Genomic DNA, 23,467 nt, shown 5'->3' with positions numbered 1-23,467 from the left:
CTGCGTCAGTCCTTCTTCCGCTTGCCCCGCCGTGCCGACGGGAGGGTGCGGCCCACGATCACCGTACGACGGGACGGCTTGGCGGGCACTTCCTTACGGCTGATGGCCCGGCGCACCCCGTAGCCGAACGCCGCGACCTTGACGAGGGGTCCACCGAAGGTGGAGGCCACGGTCGTCGACAGCGCCGACGCGTTCGACGTGACCTCCTGGACGTCCGAGGCGATGGCGTCCACGCGGTCGATCTGCGTCTGCGCGGAGCGCACCGCCGTCGAAGCGTCGGCGAGGAGCGGCACCGCCTGCTCGGTCACGTCCGCGACGAGCTTGGTGGTCGCCCTGAGCGTCTGCGCCAGCCTCGCCAGCGCCACCGCCAGGAAGGAGACCAGAATCGCCCAGAAGACGGCCACCAGGATCCCGGCCACCTCTCCACCGGACACTGTGCACCGCTCCCTGAGACACCGCCCTGGATTCCAGGGTCGTCGAACGTCGAAAAGTCGTGCTCCGACCCTATCGCGCCGGGGCCCCGGCTCCGTACCGCATTACCGCACGCGGCACTTGCGGCGGGAGGCTTGCACGGAACTGACGCGAGCTGATTGTACGGACCGCATACGCGTGAGTACGCTCCGTACTCCATGCGACGCCCTCAGCGCCCCGACGACCGTCGGAACGATGCAGCAGCGGCCGGCCCGACGGCGGCCGCCCCTGCCGACGGCCCCGCGGGGAACCTCCCGGCGGAGCTCACCGCCTTCGTCGGCCGCGGCGCCGAACTGGCCGCCCTGACCGAGGCGTTGACCGCGGGCCGCCTGATCACGATCACCGGGGTCGGAGGCGTCGGCAAGTCCCGGCTCGCGGCGCGGGCGGCCGCCGCCGTGCGGCCGCCCGACGGCGCCTGGCTGGTGGAGCTGGACCCGGTGCGCGACCCCGAGCTCGTGGAGCACGCGCTCGCCAGCGCCCTGGAGCTCACGGACCACACGAGCCGCTCGCCGCGCCAGGTGCTGCTCGACCGGCTCGCCGGGCGGGAACTACTGCTCGTCGTGGACGGGTTCGAGCACCTCGTGGCGGCCGCCGCCTCGCTGGTGCGGGACCTCCTGCTGCGCTGCCCCGGCCTTCGGGTGCTCGCCGCCGGGCGCAGGCCGCTGGACGTGGCGGGCGAGCGGGTCTTCCCGCTCGCGCCGATGGCGGAGCCGGACGCGGCCGCCCTGTTCGCGGACCGGGCGTCGGCCTGTCTGCCGGGCTTCACCCTCGACGGCGGCCACCGCGCCGAGGTCCTGGAGCTCTGCCGCCGCCTGGACGGCATCCCGCTCGCCCTGGAACTCGCCGCCGGGCGCCTGCGAGCACTGTCGCCGGGGCAGCTCCTCGCCCGCCTCGACGACCGCTTCCGGCTCCTCGCGGGCGCCCGGCGCGATCTGCTGCCCCGGCACCAGACGCTGCGTACGGCGATCGGCTGGAGCCACGAGCTGTGCACGGCGCAGGAGCGGCTGCTGTGGTCACGGCTCTCGGTGTTCTCCGGGCCCTTCGACCTGGAGGCCGTCGAGTACGTGTGCAGCGGTGCAGGACTGCTCGCCGAGGAGGTGCTCGACGTCGTGGACGAGCTGCTCGCGCAGTCGGTCCTCACCCGCGAGGAGAGCCCCACCGGCGTGCGCTACCGCATGCTCGACACCGTCAGGGCGTACGGCGCGGAGTGGCTGCGGGCGACCGGGGACACCGCACGGATGCGGCGCAGGCACCGCGACTGGTACATGGGCCTCGCCACCTGGTGCGAGCTGGACTGGTTCTCGCCCCGGCAGGCGGAGGTCGCGACCCTCGTCGAGTGCGAGCTGCCCAATCTGCGGGCCGCCCTCGAGTTCTGTCTGACCGAGCCGGAGGAGACCCACCTCGGCCAGTACCTCGCGGGCACGCTGTGGTTCTGCTGGGTGGGCTGCGGGCGGCTCGCGGAGGGCAGGCACTGGCTGGACCGGGCCGTGGACCTGGAGGGCGGTCACGAGGAGTCGCGCCTGAAGGCGCTGTGGGTGCTCGGCTACGTGGCGATCCTGCAGGGCGACACGGTGCCCGCGCTGTGCGCGCTCCAGGAGTGCCAGGACACCGCCGAGCGCACGGGCAGCGCCGTCGCGGCGGCGTACGCGGTGCACCGCCTGGGCTGTCTCGCGCTGATCTCGGACGACATGCCGCGCGCGGAGCGGCTGCTGCGCACGGCCCTCGACGAGTACCGGCGCATCGGCGAGCTGAACAGCAACGTGCTGATGGGCCAGGTCGAGCTGGCGATGGCCCTGGCCTTCCAGGGGTCGCTCGGCGACGCCGTTGAGCTGTGCGAGGACGTACGCCAGGTGTGCGAGGACCACGGCGAGCGCTGGACGCTCGCCTACGCGCTGTACGTCCTCGGGTACGCGGCGTGGACGCGTGGCGAGCCGGACCTGGCGCGCGAGCTCGTCACCCGCTGCCTCGACCTCGACCACGCCTTCCACGACCTGCTGGGCACGGCCCTGGCGCTCGAGCTGCTCGCGCTGTTCACGGCGGCGGAGGGGGACGCGGCGGAGGCGGCCGTGCTCCAGGGCGTGGCCTCGCGGATCTGGCCGTCGGTCGGCCTTCCGCTGTTCGGCTCGCGGTACTTCGGCGGCCCGCACGCGCTGTGCGAGACGCGGGCCAGGGAGGGGCTCGGCGACGAGCTGTACGAGGCGCAGCTGCGGGCCGGGGCGCTGCTCCCGCCGGACGCGGCGGTGGCGCGGGCCCTGCGCCGGGGCCGCGCGGCGGCGTCGGGGGCACCGCGGGGCCTGCGTGGGGCACCGGCCGACGGCACGGCCCCCCAAACGCGCGAACCCGCCGCCTCCCCGACCCGGAAAGGGCGGGGAGACGGCGGGCTGAGCAGGTGAGGCTACGTCCGGGTCAGCGGGCGTAGTACTCGACGACGAGCTGCTCGTCGCAGATCACGGGGATCTCCTTGCGGTTCGGCTCGCGGTCCAGGCGGAAGGCCAGGGCCTTCAGGTTCACCTGGAGGTAGCGCGGGGTCTCGCCGTCGGCGGCGAAGCCACCCTCGCGCGCGACCTCGAACAGCGGCTTCTGGCGGCTGCGCTCGCGGACCATGACGACGTCGTCCGGCTTCACGCGGAAGGACGGCTTGTCGACCTTCTGGCCGTTGACCTCGATGTGGCCGTGGACGACCATCTGACGGGCCTGGTAGATCGTGCGGGCGATGCCCGAACGCAGGACCAGGGCGTCGAGACGACGCTCCAGCTCGATCACCAGGGCCTCACCGGTCTTGCCCTGGGTCTTGGCGGCACGCTCGTAGGCGCGGACGAGCTGACGCTCGGACACGTCGTACTGCGCGCGCAGACGCTGCTTCTCCAGCAGACGGACCTTGTAGTCCGAGTTCTGCTTGCGGCCGCGGCCGTGCTCGCCCGGCGGGTAGGGGCGGGCCTCGAAGTACTTGACGGCCTTCGGGGTCAGCGCGATGCCGAGGGCACGCGACTTCTTGACCTTGGGGCGGGACTGGTTCGCCATGAACCAAACACCTCTGCTCTTCTGTACGAAATCGGCTTCACCAGGGTTAGGGGAGGTCGCATCCGCAGCCCGGGAAAACCGGTGGGTCCTCGGGGGACTCGCCCGGCAGCCGCTCCTGGGTCTGGGCACTATGTGCAGCACGCGAGTGGCCCACCGACCTCTTCCCCGGGAGGGGGATGGTGGTGGGCTGCCCGCGACACCTTCGACGGTGCGCGACGCTCCTGGAGATTCCCGCCCTGGGGCCGGATCTCCGGCTGGATGTCCCGCTCTGGTGGCGCCGGTACGGGACCGGACACGGGACTCAGCACTTCGGGGAAGTCTACAGGCTGCTCAGGGGCGCTTGCGACCGAGGTGGTTCCTGGTCCACTCCACCGCGTCCGCGTAGCGCGCCTCGGCGCCGTGGCGGGTGGGGGTGTAGTACGCGCGGTCCTTGAGGGCGTCCGGGGCGTACTGCTGGGGGGCGATGCCCTCGGGCAGGTCGTGCGGGTACACATAGCCCTGGGCGTGGCCGAGCTTGGCCGCGCCCTTGTAGTGGCCGTCGCGCAGATGGGGCGGGACCGGGCCCGCGTGGCCCTTGCGGACGTCTTCCAGGGCGGCGCCGATCGCGGTCGTCGCCGCGTTCGACTTCGGGGCGAGGGCGAGGGCGATCGTGGCGTGGCTCAGGGTCAGCGCGGCCTCGGGAAAGCCGATCATGGCGACGGCCTGGGCCGCGGCCACGGCGATGGGCAGGGCGTTGGGATCGGCCAGGCCGATGTCCTCGCTCGCGGAGATCATCAGGCGGCGGGCGATGAAGCGGGGGTCCTCGCCCGCCTCGATCATCCGGGCCAGATAGTGCAGGGCCGCGTCCACGTCCGAGCCGCGGATGGACTTGATGAGGGCGCTCGCGACGTCGTAGTGCTGGTCGCCCGCGCGGTCGTACTTCACCGCCGCGCGGTCGACGGACTCCTCCAGGGTCTGGAGGGTGATCTCCTTCTCGCTCTTGGCGAGGGCCGCGCCCGCGCCCGCCTCCAGGGCGGTCAGGGCCCGCCGCGCGTCGCCGCCGGCGATCCGCAGGAGGTGCGCCTCGGCCTCCTCGGGCAGGGTGACCGCTCCCCCGAGGCCGCGCTCCTCGGTGAGGGCGCGCCGCAGCAGGCCGCGCAGGTCGTCGTCCGTGAGCGGCTCGAGGGTCAGGAGCAGGGAGCGGGACAGGAGCGGGGAGATCACCGAGAAGTACGGATTCTCGGTGGTCGCCGCGATCAGGGTCACCCAGCGGTTCTCCACGGCCGGGAGCAGCGAGTCCTGCTGGGCCTTGCTGAAGCGGTGGATCTCGTCGAGGAAGAGCACCGTCTCCTTGCCGTGGCCGCCCATGGCCCGGCGGGCGCCGTCGATGACCGCGCGGACCTCCTTGACGCCCGCGGTGATCGCGGAGAGCTCCACGAAGCGCTTGTTCGTCGCCTTGGAGACCACGTACGCGAGGGTCGTCTTGCCGATGCCGGGCGGGCCCCACAGGAACACCGAGGACGGTCCCGCGGGACCGCCTTCGCCCTCGCCGACGAGGCGGCGCAGCGGCGATCCCGGCCGCAGCAGATGCTGCTGGCCCACGACCTCGTCGATCGTGCGCGGGCGCATGCGGACGGCCAGAGGACTGCTCGCCGGGTCCTTCTCCTGGCGGTCCTCTGCTGCGGCGGTGAACAGGTCGGGCTCCACGTCCAGAACCCTATGTCACCCCACTGACAATCCGTCCGGGACCGCCGGTGCCCGGGCTCAGGCCCAGAGGTCGGCGCCCCACCGCGTGAAGATCAGGACGGCGATCACGCCGACGTGCATGACCGGCAGCGCCCAGGTGAAGTCCTCGAAGAAGGTCTTCGTCCAGCGCGGCGCGGGCAGGAAGCCGTTGCGGATGTTGAAGGACGTGACGTACCAGAACATCAGGATCGTGGCGACCCACGCCAGGCAGCACCACAGGCACAGCGCGTTGATCCGGTACAGGGACTGGAATTGCAGCCACGTGCAGAACCCCACCCCGAACAGCGTGCCCGCGTTGAACGTCAGCCAGTACCAGCGCGGGAACCGCGCCCCCGCCAGCAGGCTCATGCCGACACCGATCACCACGGCGTACGCGGCGAGCCCCAGCATCGGATTCGGGAACCCGAACGCCTCCGCCTGCTCGCTCTTCATGATGCTGCCGCAGGCCACCACCGGATTGATGCTGCACCCGGGCTGGAAGTTCGGGTCCTTCAGCAGCTCGAACTTGTCGAGCGTGATGATCCACGAAGCCCACAGCCCCGCCACACCGGTGATCACCAGAAGCAACGCGAACGCCCGGCTTCCGCCGACGGAACCGGACACGTCCGCACGGTCCTCGCCCGAAGCGGCGCCGTCCTTCACTGACATCGTTTTGCTCATCACGCCGTTTCCATCGCTCGTGGGTGGCCCGGGGCAGGGTCATTGTGCCGCAAGCTCCTGTGAGTCCACCGTCGGGTGGACATAAGCGGACACTCCTGGGGGGCGTGAACGACACAGGGGTGGGGCGCGCGAGCGCGCCCCACCCCTGTGTCAGCCGCCGTGTCAGGCCAGCTTGTTCTTGAGGATCTCCACGATCTCGTCCACGGCGACGGCCTCCTGCTCGCCGGTCTCCATGTCCTTGAGCTGGACGACGCCGTCCGCCAGATCGCGCTCACCGGCGACGACGGTGAAGCGGGCGCCGCTGCGGTTGGCGTTCTTCATCGCGCCCTTCAGGCCCTTGCCACCGAAGGAGAAGTCCGCCGCGATCCCGGCCTTGCGCAGCTGCGACACCTTGGCGAAGAGGACCCGGCGCGCCTCGTCGCCGAGCGGCACCGCGAACACGCTGGTGGCCGCGGGCAGCTCCAGGGAGACGCCCTCCGCCTCGAGCGCGAGCACCGTGCGGTCCACGCCGAGCGCCCAGCCGACGGACGGCAGCGCGGGGCCGCCGATCATCTCCGACAGGCCGTCGTAGCGGCCGCCGCCGCCGACCGCGGACTGCGAGCCGAGGCCGTCGTGGACGAACTCGAAGGTCGTGCGCGTGTAGTAGTCCAGGCCGCGGACGAGCTTCGGATCGTCCTCGTAGCGGACGCCCTCGGCGGCGAGCAGCTCGCGCACCTGCTCGTGGTACGTCTTGCAGGCGTCGCACAGATAGTCGCGCAGGAGCGGGGCGCCGACGAGCTGCTGCTGCACCTCGGGGCGCTTGTCGTCGAGGACGCGCAGCGGGTTGATCTCGATGCGGCGGCGCGTCTCCTCGTCCAGGTCGAGCGCGCGCAGGAAGTCCTGGAGCGCGGCGCGGTAGACGGGGCGGCACTCCTTGTCGCCGAGGGAGTTCAGCAGGATGCGGAACTCCTTCAGGCCGAGGGAGCGGTAGGCCTGGTCGGCCAGGATGATCAGCTCGGCGTCGAGCGCCGGGTCCTCGGCGCCGATGGCCTCGGCCCCGACCTGCGAGAAGTGGCGGTAGCGACCCTTCTGCGGGCGCTCGTAGCGGTAGTACGAGCCGGAGTACCAGAGCTTGACCGGGAGGTTGCCCGCCTTGTGGAGGTTGCCCTCCAGGGCGGCGCGCAGCACGGACGCGGTGCCTTCGGGGCGCAGGGCGAGCTTGTCGCCGCCCTTGGTCTCGAAGGCGTACATCTCCTTGCTGACGATGTCCGTGGACTCGCCGACGCCGCGCGCGAACAGCTCGACGTTCTCGAAGCCGGGGGTCTCCACATAGCCGTACCCGGAGTTGCGCAGGGGGGCCGCGATGGCCTCGCGCACCGCGAGGTAGGTCGCGGAGGCGGGCGGCAGCAGGTCGTACGTGCCCTTGGGGGCCTTGAAGGTGCTCACTTCAGAAGTCTCTCGTCACATTCCTCGTCGGGGTGCGGACATCGGGTCCGTGCCCCGGCCTTGGCGGTCGGCGGCCACCTGCCGCAGATACGGGTTGGTGGCGCGTTCCTGGCCGATGGTCGTCTGGGGGCCGTGGCCCGAAAGCACCACGGTCGAGTCGTCGAGCGGCAGGCACACGCGGCCCAGCGACTCGAGGATCTCGGCGTGGGAGCCGCCGGGCAGGTCGGTGCGTCCGATGGAGCCGGCGAAGAGCAGGTCGCCCGAGAAGAAGACCGACGGGATGTCGGCCGTCTCGGGCATCCTGAAGGTCACCGACCCCCTCGTATGGCCCGGCGCGTGCGCGACGGTGAGGTCGAGCCCGGCGAGGCTGAGGCTCGCCCCGTCCGTCAGCTCCCGCACGTCGTCGGGCTCCCCGACCGTCAGCTCGCCCATGAGCTGGGTCCCGATGGAGCGGCCGAGGGCCTTCTCCGGGTCGCTCATCATGTACCGGTCCTCGGGGTGGATCCAGGCGGGCACGTCGTGCGCGCCGCAGACCGGGACGACCGAGGCGACGTGGTCGAGGTGGCCGTGCGTGAGGACCACGGCGACGGGCTTGAGCCGATGCTTCTTGAGCGCTTCCTCGACGCCCGGAGCGGCCTCGTGCCCCGGGTCGATGATCACGCACTCCTCGCCTGCGGCGGGGGCGACCAGATAGCAGTTGGTGCCCCAGGCCCCGGCGGGAAACCCGGCAATGAGCACGATCGTCCTTCGTTTTGGTCGTACGGCGGCGTGGCAGCGGAGATTGCGGCGGGTCAGAGCCTACCGGCGCTGCCGATTCCACAGCTAACCCATATACGGTACGGGGCACGCGCGGCCCCTCGTGCCGCGCGCCGACGACAGCAGGCGACGTACGCGCGCGTGCGGCACGTACGCCATCGCGTACGGGACGCACGAGACGGCGGACGAGACGTTCGAGGAGTGGGCCCGGTGGTCAGCCAGCAGCAGCGGCGTAAGCAGCTCGCGCGGGAGAAGTACTTGCGGCAGCAGGAACGGCGGGAGGTCGCCCAGCGCCGCCGGCGGCTGCGCAACGCGGTCATCGCGGGCGCGCTCGCCCTGGTCGTGGCCGGCGGCGCCGCCTCGTACGCGGCGGGCGCGTTCGACGACGGCGGCTCCACGAAGGACGACGCCGCGAGCCCGACGCCCAGCAAGCCCGCGGACCCCTGCCGCAAGGCGGCCCCGGGCAAGGTCAAGCCGCTCAGCTTCAAGAAGGAGCCGGCGCTGACGGTCGACAAGGCGGCCTCGTACACGATGAGCCTTGCCACCACGTGCGGCGACATCGACCTCGACCTGGACGCGGCGAAGGCCCCGCGCACCGTCAACTCCTTCGACTTCCTGGTGAAGAAGGGGTACTTGGACCACACCGCGTGCCACCGGCTCACCTCGGGCAACGTCAACGTGCTGCAGTGCGGCGACCCCAAGGGCACCGGCCAGGGCACCCCGGGCTACTCGATCCCGGACGAGAACCTGAAGGACAAGCGCCTGAAGGGCAACGTGTACCCGGCGGGCACGGTGGCGATGGCGAACCGCTACGACGCCGGGAAGAAGACGGGCCGCGACACCGGCGGCAGCCAGTTCTTCCTCGTCTACCAGGACAGTCAGCTGCCGCCCGACTACACGCCGTTCGGGACCGTCTCCCCGTCGGGCATGAAGGTCCTGAAGAAGATCGCTGCCGCGGGTGAGAGTACCGGGCGGGGCGACGGGGCGCCGAACGCGACCGTGGTCATCGACAAGGCGACCGTACGGAAGTCCTGAGGCGGCACCGGGGAAGTCCGGAAGGCGACCCCGCGCGCGTCCCGGCCGCGGGCGGGGAATTTCGCTCGTGCTGGATGCGGACAGCCGCCCCGCCGGTCGCCTATGTTGGCGGTGACGAAACTGTGGACGATGCCGGGGGCCCGTGGCCTTGTGCAGGCATCATGTGGAGGAGGCGCTGTGAGCAGCGACCCGTGGGGCCGCGTCGACGAGACGGGGACCGTGTACGTGCGTACGGCCGACGGCAGCGAGCGAGTGGTCGGTTCGTGGCAGGCAGGATCTCCCGATGAGGCCCTGGCCTATTTCGAGCGCAAGTACGACGGTCTGGTCGTCGAGATCGGACTTCTCGAGCGCCGGGTGCAGACGACCGATCTGTCGGCCAAGGACGCGACGGTCGCCATCGACCACCTGCGCCAGCAGGTCGACGAGGCGCACGCCGTGGGCGATCTGGACGCCCTGAGCAAGCGGCTCGACAAGCTCGTCGCGTCGGTCGAGGCGCGCCGTGAGGAGCGCAAGGCGCAGAAGGCCAAGCAGTCGGACGAGGCGCGGCACGCCAAGGAAGCGCTGGTCACGGAGGCCGAGGAGCTCGCGCAGAGCGAGCAGTGGCGGGCGGCGGGCGAGCGCCTGCGGGCGCTCGTGGACACCTGGAAGGGTCTGCCGCGCCTGGACCGCAAGTCCGACGACGAGCTGTGGCACCGCTTCTCGCACGCCCGCTCGGCGTTCTCCAAGCGCCGCAAGGCCCACTTCGCGCAGTTGGACGCGCAGCGCGAGGACGCCCGCAAGGCCAAGGAGAAGCTGGTCGCGGAGGCCGAGGCCCTGTCGAACTCGACGGACTGGGGCCCCACGGCGGCGCGCTACCGCGAGCTGATGGCCGACTGGAAGGCGGCGGGCCGGGCCCAGCGCGAGCACGAGGACGACCTGTGGAACCGCTTCCGCGGCGCGCAGGACGTGTTCTTCGCGGCGCGCAGCTCGGTCTTCGCCGAGCGCGATGCCGAGCAGGGCGAGAACCTGAAGCTCAAGGAGGAGCTGGCGGACGAGGCCGAGAAGCTCGTCCCGGTGACGGATCTGAAGGCGGCCCGTGCGGCCTTCCGCTCCATCAACGAGCGCTGGGAGGCCATCGGTCACGTCCCGCGTGACGCCCGGCCCAAGGTCGAGGGCCGGATGCACGCGGTGGAGCGGGCCCTGCAGGAGTCCGAGGAAGCCGAGTGGCGCCGGACGAACCCGGAGGCGCGGGCCCGCGCCGAGGGCCTGACCGGTCAGCTCCAGGCCGCCGTGGACAAGCTGACGGGCCAGATCGAGGCCGCGCGCACGGCGGGCAACAACGCCAAGGCGGACAAGCTCCAGCGGGAGCTCGACGGCCGTCAGGCGCTGCTTGACCAGGCGCTCAAGGGCCTGCAGGAGTTCGGCGGCTGAGCCGGTTCCCGTCTTCTACGTAGAGGGGCTCCCGTACATCGCGTACGGGAGCCCCTCTACGTAGAGCCCGGTTCTCGGGGTCCGGCTTACGGCCTGCGCGCCGACGTCACGCGGTACACGTCGTACACGCCCTCCACTCCCCTGACCGCCTTCAGGACGTGCCCCAGGTGCTTGGGGTCGCCCATCTCGAAGGTGAAGCGGGAGGTGGCGACGCGGTCGCGGGAGGTCTGGACGGCCGCCGAGAGGATGTTCACATGCTGGTCCGAGAGGATGCGCGTGACGTCCGAGAGCAGGCGGGAGCGGTCCAGGGCCTCGACCTGGATGGCGACGAGGAACACCGAGGACTGCGTGGGCGCCCACTCGACCTCGAGGATGCGCTCGGGCTCACGGGACAGCGAGTCCACGTTCACGCAGTCGCTGCGGTGAACCGATACGCCACTGCCGCGCGTGACGAAGCCGATGATGGGGTCGCCCGGCACCGGCGTGCAGCAGCGGGCCAGCTTGACCCACACGTCGTCGACGCCCTTGACGACGACACCGGGGTCGGCGCTGGAGCGGCGCTTGGACCGGCCGCGCGAGGGCGGTGCGCTCTCGGCGATGTCCTCGTTGGCCGCCTCTTCGCCGCCGAGGGCCTGGACGAGCTTCTGCACCACGCTCTGCGCGGTGACGTGGCCCTCGCCGATCGCGGCGTACAGCGACGAGATGTCGGGGTAGCGCATCTCGTGCGCGAGCGTGACCAGGGAGTCGCCGGTGAGGATGCGCTGGATCGGCAGGTTCTGCTTGCGCATGGCCCGCACGATGGCGTCCTTGCCCTGCTCGATGGCCTCCTCGCGGCGCTCCTTGGAGAACCAGGCCCGGATCTTGTTGCGGGCGCGGGGCGACTTGACGAAGCCGAGCCAGTCGCGGCTCGGGCCCGCGCCCGCGGCCTTGGAGGTGAAGACCTCCACCAGGTCGCCGTTGTCGAGGGTCGATTCGAGCGGCACGAGCCGGCCGTTGACCCGGGCGCCTATGGTGCGGTGGCCGACCTCGGTGTGGACCGCGTACGAGAAGTCCACCGGGGTGGCGCCCGCGGGCAGCGCGATGACGTCGCCCTTGGGGGTGAAGACGAAGACCTCGTTGCGCGACAGGTCGAAGCGCAGGGACTCCAGGAACTCGCCCGGGTCCTCGGTCTCCTTCTGCCAGTCCAGGAGCTGGCGCAGCCACGCCATGTCGTTGAGGTGGTCGTCCTTCTTGCCGGACGACTTGGGGGCGTCGGTGCGCACCTTGGAGGCGCCGGCGACGGCCTCCTGCTTGTACTTCCAGTGCGCGGCGATGCCGTACTCGGCGCGGCGGTGCATGTCGAACGTGCGGATCTGCAGCTCGACGGGCTTGCCGTTGGGGCCGATGACCGTCGTGTGCAGCGACTGGTACATGTTGAACTTGGGCATCGCGATGTAGTCCTTGAACCGGCCGGGGACCGGGTTCCATCGCGCGTGCACCGTGCCGAGGGCGGCGTAGCAGTCGCGGACCGTGTCGACGAGGACGCGGATGCCCACCAGGTCGTAGATCTCCGCGAAGTCACGGCCGCGGACGATCATCTTCTGGTAGACGCTGTAGTAGTGCTTCGGCCGTCCGGTGACGGTGGCCTTGATGCGGGCGGCGCGCAGGTCGGCCTGGACCTCGTCGGTCACTATGGCCAGGTACTCGTCGCGCTTGGGGGCGCGCTCGGCGACAAGGCGCACGATCTCGTCGTACATCTTGGGGTAGAGGATCGCGAAGGCGAGGTCCTCCAGCTCCCACTTGATGGTGTTCATGCCCAGGCGATGGGCGAGCGGAGCGTAGATCTCCAGCGTCTCGCGGGCCTTCTTCTCCTGCTTCTCGCGCTTGAGATAGCGCATGGTGCGCATGTTGTGCAGGCGGTCGGCGAGCTTGATGACCAGGACGCGGGGGTCCTTGGCCATGGCGACGACCATCTTGCGCACGGTCTCGGCCTGCGCGGCCTCGCCGAACTTGACCTTGTCCAGCTTGGTGACGCCGTCGACGAGCAGGGCGACCTGGTCGCCGAAGTCGCGGCGCAGCTGCTCCAGGCCGTACTCGGTGTCCTCGACGGTGTCGTGCAGGAGGCCCGCCATGAGCGTGGCCGGGTCCATGCCCAGCTCCGCCAGGATCGTGGTGACGGCCAGCGGGTGGGTGATATACGGGTCGCCGCTCTTGCGCTTCTGGCCCCGGTGCCAGCGCTCGGCGACCTGGTAGGCGCGCTCGATCTGGCGCAGCGTGGCGGTCTCGATCTTGGGGTCGTTGCTGCGCACTATCCGCAGCAGGGGCTCCAGGACCGGGTTGTAGGGGTTGGAGCGCTGGACGCCCAGGCGGGCCAGGCGGGCGCGCACCCGGTTGGAGGAGCCGGAGCGCTCCGGCTTGCCGGTGGCGGGGCGGGCCGCCGCGGGGGGCGGGGCGGCCCGCTCGGGCTGCGGCTTGGGGCGGGGCTGCCGCTCGGCCGTCTGCTCCGGCCCGGCGGCCCTGTCGGCCTGCTCGCTCTGCTCACCGCGTGCCGGGGTGCCGCCGGGCGTGGTCGTCCCGCCCGGCGCGGGGGCCGCCGAGGGCGTGCTCGGCGCCTGGCGCGCGGGCGTGGCGGCGGGCGCCGTGGCCCGCTCGGACTCCTGGACGGGCTTGGCGGCGGCAAGTGGCTGGGACTCGTCTGGCAAGAGCGCTCCCTGTGCGCGATCGGGTCCCCCGGTCAGGTCCCGAAGTGCCCATGGTATCGATCCTGGGCCCACGGCTCGCCTTCGGCCGGTGAGACGGCTCCGTACTGGAGAAACGCCAGAGGCGGGCGCCGGATTCCGCCGGGCCCGCCTCGATGTCCCGTGGGGCCGCCGAGGCGGCCCCACGGGGTCCTCAGACCGTGAGGAGCGCCTCCAGGGGCGCGCCGTCCAGAGCGGGAACCAGCCGCTCCCGGCCGCCCAGGAAGCCCAGCTCCATCAGGACCGCCACACCGGCCACCTCGGCACCGGCACGGCGGATGAGCCGCAGCGACGCCTCGGCGGTGCCGCCGGTGGCCAGGACGTCGTCGATGACCATGACGCGGTCGCCCGCGGCCAGGTCCTCGGCGTGCACCTCGATCTCGGCGCTGCCGTACTCCAGGTCGTAGGCCTGGCGGAGCGTGGCTCCGGGGAGCTTGCCCGCCTTGCGGACCGGGATGAAGCCGAGACCGGCGCGCAGGGCCGCGGGGGCGCCCAGGATGAAGCCGCGGGCCTCCAGGCCGACGATCTTCGTGGCGCCGCTGCGCACGCTCAGGTCGGCGAGCGCGTCGGTGAGCGCCGCGAAGGCCGCCGGGTCGGCGAGCAGCGGCGTGATGTCCTTGAACATCACTCCGGGCGTGGGGTAGTCCGCCACGTCGCGGATGCGGCTGAGCAGCAGTTCCTTGATCTCGGTCATCGGGGTTTCCGTCTCCGTCATCGGCGCTTGCCCGAGGGGCGGCCGCGGCCGCGGTTGCGGACGGGCTGGGCGCGGGGGCCGGAGCGCGGGCCGACGACCGCGGGGGCGGTGTCGTCGCCGTCCTCGCCGTCCTCGGTGGCGTCGGCGTCGCGCGCCGGGGCCTCCTCGGACTCGCCCTTGGCGGCAGCCGCCCTGCGCTTGGCGAGCACCCGCTTCTTGAGCGCCTTCATCTGCGGGTCGGTCTCCTTGAGGTCGGCGACCAGCGGAGTGGCGATGAAGATCGACGAGTACGCGCCCGCGGCGAGGCCGACGAACAGCGACAGCGAGATGTCGTTCAGCATGCCCGCGCCGAGGAAGCCGCCGCCGATGAACAGCAGACCGGCCACCGGGAGCAGCGCGACGACCGTCGTGTTGATCGACCGGACCAGCGTGCTGTTGATGGAGCGGTTGGCGACCTCGCTGTAGGTGAAGCGGGTCTGCTTGGTGAGGTCCTTCGACTGTTCCTTGAGGCTGTCGAAGACCACGACCGTGTCGTACAGCGAGTAGCCGAGGATCGTCAGGAGGCCGATGACCGTACCCGGCGTCACCTCGAAGCCGACGAGCGCGTACACACCCACGGTGATGGTGATGTCGTGGATGAGCGCGATCAGGGCGGCCACGGCCATGCGCCACTCGAAGGCGATCGCCAGGTAGATCACCACGAGGATCATGAAGATCGCCAGGCCCTGCCAGGCCTTGTTGGCGATCTGGTCACCCCAGCTGGGACCGACCAGGTCGGCGTTGATGTCGTCCGCCTTCACATCCAGCTCCTTGGCGAGCTTGGACTTGATGTGGTCGGACTTGTCGGTGTCGACGCCGCTGATCTGGATGCGCAGCGTGTCGTTGCCGAGCCGCTGGGCGATCGCCTGGTGGCCGGAGGCCTCCTCCGCGATCTCCTCGGCGGTGGCGGCGGAGACGCTGGTCTTGGGCGTGTTGAAGACGGCGCCGCCCTCGAACTCGATGCCCATGTGCAGGCCCCGCACCATCACGGCCACGAAGGCCGTGATGGTGATGAGGATCGAGATGCCATACCAGATCTTGCGCTTGCCGACGAAGTCGTAGCCGACGTCGCCGCGGTAGAGCCGGGCGCCGAGATTGCCGAGCTTCGACATCTCACGCCTCCTTCGGGTTCGGGTCGACGGGGGCGGCGGGTGCGCTCGTACGGCGTGAGCGGCGCAGCGGCGGGTGGGCGCCGAGCCGCTTCGGGTCGAGACCGGACCACTTGTGGCCACTGGCGAAGAACTTCTTGCGGGCCATGATCGTCATCAGCGGCTTGGTGAAGAAGAAGACCACCACGACATCGAGGAGCGTGGTCAGACCCAGCGTGAACGCGAAGCCCTGGACCTTGCCGACGGTGACGACGAAGAGCACCGCGGCGGCGAGGAACGACACGAAGTCCGACACCAGGATGGTGCGCCGGGCCCGCGGCCAGGCGCGCTCGACGGCGGGCCGCAGCGTACGGCCCTCGCGGATCTCGTCCCTTATGCGCTCGAAGTAGACGATGAACGAGTCGGCGGTGATGCCGATGGCGACGATCGCACCGCAGACCGCCGGCAGGTTCAGCGCGAACTTAATGGTCGGGCCGAGCAGCGTCATGATCGTGTACGTCAGCGCCGCGGAGACACCGAGGCTCGCGATGGCGATGAGCGCCAGGCCGCGGTAGTACGCCACCAGGTAGATGATGACGAGCGCGAGGCCGATGGCACCGGCGATCAGACCGGCGCGCAGCTGCTCGCCGCCGAGGGCCGCGCTGACGGTGGTGACGCTCTGCTCCTTGAAGGTCAGCGGGAGCGCACCGTAGGACAGGATGTTGGCCAGGTCCTTGGCCTCGTCCTGACCGAAGCTGCCGGAGATCTCGGCCTGGCCGCCGGTGAGCGCCTGCTGGACGAAGGGCCAGGAGACGACCTCGCCGTCCATGACGATGCCGAACTCGTTCTGCGGGGACTGCTTGCCCGCGAGCTTGCCGGTGATGTCGCCGAACTGCTTGGTGCCGGTCTTGGAGAAGTCCATCGTGACCTTCCAGCCCGCGGCACCCTGGGTGTCGTAGACGGCCTTGGCGTCGTCGACCTCCTTGCCGCTGACCTCGGACGGGCCAAGGATGAACTTGTTCCAGTTGTCGTCGCTGTCCTTGCCACAGGCCACGACCGGGTCGGAGGGCTTGACGCCCTCCTTGATCTTCGTGCGGACCTTGGGGTCGGTGCAGTCGAGCTTGGCGAACTGCTCCTGGAGCTTGGCGGAGGGGTCGCCGGCCGGGTCGGGCTTCGGCGTCTCGTCCTTCTTGTCCTGCGGCTTGTCGCTGGACTTGCCGGACGGGGTGGGCTCGTCCTTCAGGCCGTCGGTGACGGAACGGCCCTGGGTCGTGGGGGTCGAGGAGGGGGAGGCGGACTCGTCCTTGGACTTGTCGCCCTTGTCGCCGTCCTTGTCCGTGCCCTTGTCGCTGGCGCCAGGGGTCGGGGTCGAGCTGGGCTTGTCCTTCTTGTCCTTGTCGCCCTTGTTCCCCTTGTCGCCCTTGTCCTTGCCGCCGTCCACCGGGACGCTGGGCTGACGGGCGATGACCGGCCGGAAGAACAGCTGCGCGGTGGTGCCCACCTGCTCGCGCGCCTGCTTGGCGTTCGTCCCCTTGGGGATGTTGACGATGATGTTCTCGGAGCCCTGGGTCTGGACCTCGGCCTCGGAGACACCCAGACCATTGACACGCTTGTTGATGATGTCAACAGCCGTGTTCATGTTGGTCTCGTTGATCGCGTTCTTCTGGCCCGGCTCGTTCTTCGCCTGGAGCGTGATGCTCGTACCGCCGGCGAGGTCGATACCGAGGCGGGGCGTGGTGTGCCCGGAGAGGAACATCCCCCCGGTGAGCGCCACCAGGGCGATCAGGATGAAGACCAGGGTGCGACCCGGTTTCCCCTGGGTTCCCTGCCTTCGGCCCTTCTTGGGTGCTGCCACCTTCTCGTTCTCCCTGTCCAACCGCCGGCCTGCGGGGTGCTCCCCTGGCCTTCGCTGAGCGGAGGGGGTCCCGGGCGGGCGGCCATGAAGTTGTGTCGAGACGCGGCGCGAAATCACCTGCGGCGGGGGCCGCGGTGCGCGAGCGGGCGCACGTCGGGCCCCCGGCTGTGACTACTTCGCGCCGGACTCGCCGTCGGTCTTCTTCGGCTCTGCGTCTGCGGCCTCGGGGGCCTCGTCGGCCGCGTCCTTCTTGCCGAGGTCGATGCGCGAGTCGTCGGACACGGGCTCGTCGGTCTCGTCGGTCTCGGTGAGGGAGGAGGCGTCGTCCGGCACCACCGGGGCGTCATCCTCGGGCTCCGCGCCGTGCACGATGCGGTTGTACTCGTCGTCGTCCAGGACGGCGCCGATGGCGTTCTTCGCGTAAACCGCGTGGACGCCCGGGGCCACCTCAAGGAGGACCGAGTCGTCGTGAACCTCCTTGACGGTGGCGTACATGCCTCCGATGGTGCGGATGCCGGTGCCAGGCGTCATGTCGCTGCGCATCTGGGCGGCCGCCTGCTGCTTCTTCTTGGCGGACCGGGTCATCAGGAACATGGCCCCGATGAGCACGATGAACGGGAGGAGGGTCACGATATTCACGGGACGGAGTTTCCTTCGCACGACCGCGTGTGGGGGCGGCCTGATGGATGGGGGTGGGCGGCGCTGCCTATAGAGGCGGCATCGGCGGAGTCTAAGCGAGTCCGCGCCTAACGAACAACGCTCAGCATGGCACCGCAGTTCCTGACCGTGCGACTCTCCGCGCCGTCACCGTCCGTGTCACGTCCCGAACAGGTCCTGTTGGCCACTTCCCGTCCCCTGCCCGGGCGGGGTCAGGCCCAGGTGCGCCCAAGCGGCGGGGGTGGCGACGCGGCCCCGGGGGGTGCGGGCGAGCAGGCCCTCGCGCACCAGGAACGGCTCGGCCACCTCCTCGACCGTCTCGCGCTCCTCCCCCACCGCCACGGCCAGCGTCGACAGGCCGACCGGGCCGCCGCCGAAGAGCTTCAGGAGGGCTTCGAGCACCGCGCGGTCGAGGCGGTCGAGGCCGCGCGAGTCGACCTCGTACACGCCGAGGGCGGCGCCCGCGATCTCACGGTTGATCACGCCGTCGGCCTTGACCTGCGCATAGTCCCGTACGCGGCGCAGCAGGCGGTTGGCGATGCGCGGGGTGCCCCGGGAGCGGCCCGCGATCTCGGCGGCGCCGTCCGTGTCGATCTCCACGTCGAGCAGGCTCGCCGAGCGGTGGATCACTCGCTCCAGCTCGGCCGGTTCGTAGAACTCCATGTGCGCGGTGAAGCCGAAGCGGTCGCGCAGCGGCGGCGGCAGGAGTCCCGCGCGCGTGGTGGCGCCGACCAGCGTGAACGGCGGCAGGTCCAGGGGGATGGCGGTGGCACCGGGGCCCTTGCCGACGATGACGTCGACGCGGAAGTCCTCCATCGCCATGTAGAGCATCTCCTCGGCGGGCCGGGACATGCGGTGGATCTCGTCGAGGAAGAGGACCTCGCCCTCCTGGAGCGAGGACAGGATCGCCGCGAGGTCGCCCGCGTGCTGGATGGCCGGGCCGCTGGTGATGCGGATCGGGGCGGCCATCTCGGCGGCGATGATCATCGACAGGGTGGTCTTGCCGAGGCCGGGGGCGCCGGAGAGCAGGACGTGGTCGGCGGTGGCGCCGCGGGCCCGGGCGGCGCGCAGCACGAGGTCGAGCTGCTCCCTGACCTTCTCCTGGCCGATGAACTCGCCCAGGTCCTTGGGGCGCAGGGCGGCCTCGACCGCCTGGTCCTCACCGTCGGCGACAGCGCCCACCAGGCGCTCGTCGGCGGAGCCGGCGAGCCGGTCGGCCGCGCCGGGTGCGGCCGTGGTCTCGTCGGTCGGGTCGTCCCAGTTCATGCGGTGTGCCTCGCGGGGTCTGTCGTCGGGCGGTGGGTCAGCGGGTGCGGTTCAGCGTCTGGAGGGCGGCCTTCAGGAGCTGGCCCACCTGCGGGTTCCCCCCGGCCGCTGCGGCCTGCGGGGCGACGGCGGTGACCGCCTCGTCGGCCTCGCGCGTCGCGTACCCGAGGCCGATGAGCGCGGCGTGCAGCTGCTCGCGCCAGCCCTGGGTGACAGGGGTGCCGACGGCCGGGCCGCCGGTGCCGAGGGGCTCGCCGAGGCGGTCCTTCAGCTCCAGGAGCAGCTTCTGCGCGCCCTTCTTGCCGATGCCGGGCACGGCGGTGAGCGCCTTCTCGTCGCCGGTGGAGACCGCGCGGCGCAGGGCGTCCGGGTCGTGCACGGCGAGCATGGCCTGGGCCAGGCGCGGGCCGACCCCGCTGGCGGTCTGGAGCAGCTCGAAGGTCTGCCGCTCGTCGTCGTCGGCGAAGCCGTACAGCGTGAGCGAGTCCTCGCGGACGACCAGGGAGGTGGCGAGCCTGGCGGGCTGGCCCACCCGGAGCGTGGAGAGCGTGTTGGGCGTGCACTGGACGGCCATGCCGACACCGCCCACTTCGACCACGGCGGAGTCCGGGGCGAGGGCGGCGACCGCGCCGCTGACGAAGGCGATCATGCCGTACGGCCTTTCCTTGCGTGCAGGGCTTGGGCCTGCTGGAGTCGGTTCTGCGCGGGGGCGCGCCAGATGTGGCAGATGGCGAGCGCGAGGGCGTCGGCCGCGTCAGCGGGCTTGGGCGGCGCGTCGAGCCGGAGCAGCCGGGTCACCATCGCTCCGACCTGGGCCTTCTCGGCCCGGCCCGAGCCGGTCACGGCGGCCTTGACCTCGCTGGGGGTGTGCAGGGCGACCGGGATGCCGCGGCGGGACGCGCAGAGCATGGCGACGGCGCTCGCCTGGGCCGTGCCCATGACCGTGCGCACGTTGTGCTGGCTGAACACGCGCTCCACGGCGAGGACTTCGGGACGGTGCTCGTCGAGCCAGTGCTCGATGCCCTGCTCGATGGCCACGAGGCGGCTGCCGAGCTCCGCGTCGGCGGGGGTGCGGACGACGCCGACGCCGCGCATCGTCAGCGGGCGGCCCGCGGCGCCCTCGACGACGCCGACACCGCACCGGGTGAGACCCGGGTCAACACCCAGTACCCGCACCGCAACCCCCTTCTTTGCGGCTAAACCGCCGCCGCTCTCGCGGACCTGGTTGATCACCGTCGTGGTCCCTCAATTGATAGTTGCGGTCCATGTCGGTGATCTTCAATTGCTTCTCAGGCTATCCGCCGCCACCGACAATGGCGGCGGGCCGGGGGGACGTGTCCCACCGGCCCGCGAAAAACCGCCCGCCAGGGCTCAGGCGTCGACCTTCTCCATGACCTCGTCGGAGACGTCGAAGTTCGCGAAGACGTTCTGCACGTCGTCGCTGTCCTCCAGCGCGTCGATCAGCTTGAAGATCTTGCGCGCGCCGTCCTCGTCCAGCTCGATCTGCATGGTCGGGACGAAGTTGGCGTCCGCCGAGTCGTAGTCGATCCCGGCCTCCTGGAGGGCGGTGCGGACCGCGACCAGGTCGGTGGCCTCGCTGAGCACCTCGAAGGACTCGCCCAGGTCGTTGACCTCTTCGGCGCCCGCGTCCAGGACGGCGCCCAGGACGTCGTCCTCGGACAGCTCACCCTTGGGGACGATCACGACGCCCTTGCGGTTGAACAGGTACGACACGGAGCCCGGGTCGGCCATGGAGCCGCCGTTGCGGGTCATGGCGACGCGGACCTCGGAGGCGGCGCGGTTGCGGTTGTCCGTCAGACACTCGATGAGCACCGCGACGCCGTTCGGGCCGTAGCCCTCGTACATGATCGTCTCGTAGTCGGCGCCGCCGGCCTCAAGACCTGCGCCGCGCTTGAGCGCCGAGTCGATGTTCTTGTTGGGCACCGACTGCTTCTTGGCCTTCTGCACGGCGTCGAAGAGCGTCGGGTTGCCGTCCAGGTCGGCGCCGCCGGTGCGGGCCGCGACCTCGATGTTCTTGATCAGCTTCGCGAAGAGCTTGCCGCGCTTGGCGTCGATCACGGCCTTCTTGTGCTTCGTCGTAGCCCATTTAGAGTGGCCGGACATCTGCCTGTCTCCTTCGCGTAACCAACCTCGATAACGAACGTCAGAGATCCTACAAGGACCGCCGCCCCTGCTCCGCCCGGACCATGTCCACGAACAGGCCGTGCACCCGGTGGTCGCCCGTCAGCTCCGGGTGGAAGGAGGTGGCGAGCGCGTTGCCCTGGCGTACGGCGACGATGTGGCCGCCGTGCTCGGCTAGCACCTCGGTCTCGGCGCCGACCGACTCCACCCAGGGGGCACGGATGAAGACGCCCTCTACAGGGTCGCCCTCGACGCCCTTCATGTCGACCGCGCTCTCGAAGGACTCGTTCTGCCGCCCGAAGGCGTTGCGCCGCACGATCATGTCGATGCCGCCGATCGTCTCCTGGCCCGAGCGCGGGTCGAGGATCTTGTCGGCCAGCATGATCATGCCCGCGCAGGTGCCGTAGACCGGCATCCCGGCGTGCACGCGCGCGCGGAGGGGCTCCAACAGGCCGAAGAGCACGGCCAGTTTGGAGATGGTGGTGGACTCGCCGCCGGGGATGACCAGGCCGTCGACCTCGGCGAGCTCCTCGGGGCGCCGGACCGGCCTGGCCACGGCGTCCGCCGAGGCCAGGGCGATCAGGTGCTCCCGTACGTCGCCCTGGAGGGCCAGGACGCCGATCACGGGTACGTCGTGGGCCATCGGTTACCAGCCGCGGTTCGCGTAGCGCTCGGCCTCGGGCAGCGTGTCGCAGTTGATGCCGACCATGGCCTCGCCGAGGTTGCGGGAGGCGTCCGCGATGACCTTGGGGTCGTCGTAGAAGGTGGTTGCCTTCACGATGGCGGCGGCGCGCTTGGCCGGGTCGCCGGACTTGAAGATGCCCGAGCCCACGAAGACGCCCTCGGCGCCGAGCTGGCGCATCAGCGCGGCGTCGGCGGGGGTGGCGACGCCACCGGCGGAGAACAGCACGACCGGCAGCTTGCCGAGCTCGGCGGTCTCCTTGACCAGCTCGTAGGGGGCGCGCAGCTCCTTGGCGGCGGCGTACAGCTCGTTGTTGTCGAAGCCGCGCAGCTTGGCGATCTCGTTCTTGATCTGGCGCAGGTGGCGCACGGCCTCGACCACGTTGCCGGTGCCGGCCTCGCCCTTGGAGCGGATCATGGCCGCGCCCTCGGCGATGCGGCGCAGGGCCTCGCCCAGGTTGGTGGCGCCGCACACGAAGGGGGTGGTGAAGGCGAACTTGTCGCTGTGGTTGACCTCGTCGGCCGGGGTGAGGACCTCGGACTCGTCGATGTAGTCGACGCCGAGGGACTGGAGCACCTGGGCCTCGACGAAGTGGCCGATGCGGGACTTGGCCATGACGGGGATGGAGACGGCCTCGATGATCTCTTCGATCATGTTCGGGTCGGACATCCGGGCCACGCCGCCGTCCTTGCGGATGTCGGCCGGGACCCGCTCCAGGGCCATGACGGCGACCGCGCCCGCGTCTTCGGCGATCTTCGCCTGCTCGGCGTTGACCACATCCATGATCACGCCGCCCTTGAGCTGCTCGGCCATGCCGCGCTTGACGCGGGCCGTGCCGGTGGCCGTGTTCTCGGCGGTCTTGGCGTTGCTGGAGAGCGTGCTGGACACGGGTTGACCTCACTCGGTGGAGACTCGGGGGAAGCGAGCTGCTGAGAGCTGCGTGTGGCGATTCCGCCGACTTGAGGAAACGCCCGCGGACCAGGCCACAGCAAGGGCCAATGGTGAGGCGGTGGATCGTTTTGCGGACCTCCGGTCCGCTCCCGTGACGGGGGCGCGACGCTGGGTAACCTCTCCCCGGGCGCCGCCGTCCGGTTCGTCCTTGGACCATGCGTGGGCGTGGGCGTGGGCACGGGCGGCACCGGCACCGGCGTCGGCTCCGGCGGCGGAGCTGGTGTGCAGGGCGCGCGGCCGTTCCTGAGGCCGGTCAGGTCGCGGTGCGGTCGGCCAGGGCCACCGGCGGCTCGTCGTCCATCTCCACCGCCATCGGGAACGGCGCGTGCCCGGCGAGCCGGAACCAGCGCACCTTGCGGTGGCGGCGCAGCGCACGGGCCGCGCGCACCGCGTCGTTGTGGAAGCGTCGCGCCATCGGCACGCGGCGCACGGCCGCGGCGAGTTCGCGCGTGGCCTCCTCGCCGCCCGGCGCCTCCCGCACCGCCTCGACCTGCTGCGCCTCTCCGAAGACCGCGCGCAACGCCTGGCTCAGCTCGCTCTCGGCGACCTCGCGCTGCTCCTCCTCCGCCTGCCGGGCCGCGTGCGCCGCCTCGTACAGGACGATCGACGCGGCCGGATCGAGCACTCCGGAGGTGGCCAACTCCTGGGCGACCGAGGCGCGCCGCAGCAACTGCGCGTCGAGCGCGGCGCGGGCCGCGTCGATGCGTGCGTGCAGCCGGTCCAGACGGCCCGCGGTCCAGCTCAGGTAGAGGCCGATCGCGAACAGGGCGGCCGCGATCCAGATCAAAGTGGAGGTCACAGGCGCCTAGGCTACCGCCGGGGCCTGGCAGCGGTGGCGGGGCCGGGCCCTGGTGCCCCGTGCTCGCCGACGCC

At 71.1% G+C, this 23,467-nt stretch carries 21 protein-coding genes; 3 read left to right on the top strand and 18 right to left on the bottom strand.

Annotated features, from left to right (window positions below):
- Positions 1 to 5 precede the first annotated feature (5 nt).
- Positions 6 to 434 (bottom strand): DUF948 domain-containing protein, encoded by a 429-nt coding sequence (locus IG74_RS0124160; protein ID WP_030681106.1) that lies wholly within the window; start codon positions 432 to 434, stop codon positions 6 to 8.
- 195 nt (positions 435 to 629) lie between these two features.
- Here IG74_RS0124160 and IG74_RS0124155 point away from each other — a divergent pair, with 195 nt between their 5' ends.
- On the top strand, positions 630 to 2,864 hold the full coding sequence (locus IG74_RS0124155; RefSeq protein ID WP_051855215.1) for an ATP-binding protein: 2,235 nt from the start codon (positions 630 to 632) through the stop codon (positions 2,862 to 2,864).
- Positions 2,865 to 2,877: 13 nt separating this feature from the next.
- On the opposite strand, the gene rpsD is transcribed toward IG74_RS0124155, so the two are convergent.
- The 5 genes from rpsD to IG74_RS0124130 form a co-directional block, all read right to left on the bottom strand.
- Complete coding sequence (rpsD, locus tag IG74_RS0124150; protein ID WP_030681098.1) at positions 2,878 to 3,492, bottom strand: 30S ribosomal protein S4; 615 nt, start codon at positions 3,490 to 3,492, stop codon at positions 2,878 to 2,880.
- 330 nt (positions 3,493 to 3,822) lie between these two features.
- Positions 3,823 to 5,178, bottom strand: coding sequence for a replication-associated recombination protein A (locus IG74_RS0124145; RefSeq protein ID WP_030681095.1), 1,356 nt, complete (start codon positions 5,176 to 5,178; stop codon positions 3,823 to 3,825).
- 57 nt (positions 5,179 to 5,235) lie between these two features.
- Positions 5,236 to 5,877 carry a vitamin K epoxide reductase family protein gene (locus IG74_RS0124140; protein WP_030681092.1) on the bottom strand — a complete coding sequence of 214 codons (642 nt, stop codon included), beginning with the start codon at positions 5,875 to 5,877 and terminating at the stop codon, positions 5,236 to 5,238.
- 162 nt (positions 5,878 to 6,039) lie between these two features.
- Positions 6,040 to 7,302: a histidine--tRNA ligase gene (hisS, locus tag IG74_RS0124135; protein ID WP_030681089.1), complete on the bottom strand. Its 1,263-nt coding sequence runs from the start codon at positions 7,300 to 7,302 to the stop codon at positions 6,040 to 6,042.
- 15 nt (positions 7,303 to 7,317) lie between these two features.
- Complete coding sequence (locus tag IG74_RS0124130) at positions 7,318 to 8,040, bottom strand: MBL fold metallo-hydrolase (RefSeq protein ID WP_030681086.1); 723 nt, start codon at positions 8,038 to 8,040, stop codon at positions 7,318 to 7,320.
- A gap of 228 nt (positions 8,041 to 8,268) precedes the next feature.
- Between IG74_RS0124130 and IG74_RS0124125 the strand changes: the two genes are divergently transcribed.
- Both IG74_RS0124125 and IG74_RS0124120 read left to right on the top strand, forming a co-directional pair.
- Positions 8,269 to 9,093 carry a peptidylprolyl isomerase gene (locus IG74_RS0124125; RefSeq protein WP_030681084.1) on the top strand — a complete coding sequence of 275 codons (825 nt, stop codon included), beginning with the start codon at positions 8,269 to 8,271 and terminating at the stop codon, positions 9,091 to 9,093.
- Between the two features lie 177 nt (positions 9,094 to 9,270).
- Positions 9,271 to 10,503: a DUF349 domain-containing protein gene (locus IG74_RS0124120; RefSeq protein ID WP_030681082.1), complete on the top strand. Its 1,233-nt coding sequence runs from the start codon at positions 9,271 to 9,273 to the stop codon at positions 10,501 to 10,503.
- An 86-nt stretch (positions 10,504 to 10,589) separates the two neighbouring features.
- On the opposite strand, the gene IG74_RS0124115 is transcribed toward IG74_RS0124120, so the two are convergent.
- From IG74_RS0124115 to IG74_RS0124060, 12 genes are all read right to left on the bottom strand, one after another.
- Positions 10,590 to 13,184 (bottom strand): RelA/SpoT family protein, encoded by a 2,595-nt coding sequence (locus IG74_RS0124115; protein ID WP_030681080.1) that lies wholly within the window; start codon positions 13,182 to 13,184, stop codon positions 10,590 to 10,592.
- Between the two features lie 190 nt (positions 13,185 to 13,374).
- Positions 13,375 to 13,914, bottom strand: a complete 540-nt coding sequence (locus IG74_RS0124110; protein ID WP_030681077.1) for an adenine phosphoribosyltransferase — start codon at positions 13,912 to 13,914, stop codon at positions 13,375 to 13,377.
- A 17-nt stretch (positions 13,915 to 13,931) separates the two neighbouring features.
- The gene (gene secF / locus IG74_RS0124105) at positions 13,932 to 15,065 is read right to left on the bottom strand and encodes a protein translocase subunit SecF (protein ID WP_030681074.1); all 1,134 of its coding nucleotides are present in this window, start codon (positions 15,063 to 15,065) and stop codon (positions 13,932 to 13,934) included.
- Between the two features lies 1 nt (position 15,066).
- Positions 15,067 to 16,896 (bottom strand): protein translocase subunit SecD, encoded by a 1,830-nt coding sequence (secD, locus tag IG74_RS0124100; protein WP_030681072.1) that lies wholly within the window; start codon positions 16,894 to 16,896, stop codon positions 15,067 to 15,069.
- Positions 16,897 to 17,067: 171 nt separating this feature from the next.
- Positions 17,068 to 17,535, bottom strand: a complete 468-nt coding sequence (gene yajC, locus IG74_RS0124095) for a preprotein translocase subunit YajC (protein WP_030681071.1) — start codon at positions 17,533 to 17,535, stop codon at positions 17,068 to 17,070.
- 177 nt (positions 17,536 to 17,712) lie between these two features.
- Positions 17,713 to 18,819, bottom strand: coding sequence for a Holliday junction branch migration DNA helicase RuvB (gene ruvB, locus IG74_RS0124090; protein ID WP_030681069.1), 1,107 nt, complete (start codon positions 18,817 to 18,819; stop codon positions 17,713 to 17,715).
- Between the two features lie 37 nt (positions 18,820 to 18,856).
- On the bottom strand, positions 18,857 to 19,468 hold the full coding sequence (gene ruvA / locus IG74_RS0124085) for a Holliday junction branch migration protein RuvA (protein WP_030681066.1): 612 nt from the start codon (positions 19,466 to 19,468) through the stop codon (positions 18,857 to 18,859).
- Positions 19,465 to 19,995 carry a crossover junction endodeoxyribonuclease RuvC gene (gene ruvC / locus IG74_RS0124080; RefSeq protein ID WP_030681064.1) on the bottom strand — a complete coding sequence of 177 codons (531 nt, stop codon included), beginning with the start codon at positions 19,993 to 19,995 and terminating at the stop codon, positions 19,465 to 19,467. The genes ruvA and ruvC overlap by 4 nt, the downstream gene beginning before the upstream one ends.
- Before the next feature lie 195 nt (positions 19,996 to 20,190).
- On the bottom strand, positions 20,191 to 20,943 hold the full coding sequence (locus IG74_RS0124075) for a YebC/PmpR family DNA-binding transcriptional regulator (RefSeq protein ID WP_030681062.1): 753 nt from the start codon (positions 20,941 to 20,943) through the stop codon (positions 20,191 to 20,193).
- Positions 20,944 to 20,992: 49 nt separating this feature from the next.
- Entirely contained in the window at positions 20,993 to 21,604 is a 612-nt protein-coding gene (pdxT, locus tag IG74_RS0124070) for a pyridoxal 5'-phosphate synthase glutaminase subunit PdxT (RefSeq protein WP_030681060.1), read from the bottom strand.
- A 3-nt stretch (positions 21,605 to 21,607) separates the two neighbouring features.
- Positions 21,608 to 22,456, bottom strand: coding sequence for a pyridoxal 5'-phosphate synthase lyase subunit PdxS (gene pdxS / locus IG74_RS0124065; protein WP_216678465.1), 849 nt, complete (start codon positions 22,454 to 22,456; stop codon positions 21,608 to 21,610).
- Between the two features lie 391 nt (positions 22,457 to 22,847).
- Positions 22,848 to 23,393, bottom strand: coding sequence for a hypothetical protein (locus IG74_RS0124060; RefSeq protein WP_030681055.1), 546 nt, complete (start codon positions 23,391 to 23,393; stop codon positions 22,848 to 22,850).
- Positions 23,394 to 23,467: the final 74 nt, after the last annotated feature.

It is taken from the genome of Streptomyces sp. NRRL B-1347 (genome assembly GCF_000720325.1).
In the GTDB taxonomy this organism is placed as follows: Bacteria; Actinomycetota; Actinomycetes; order Streptomycetales; family Streptomycetaceae; genus Streptomyces.
This window is presented reverse-complemented; position numbering and strand designations above follow the sequence as displayed.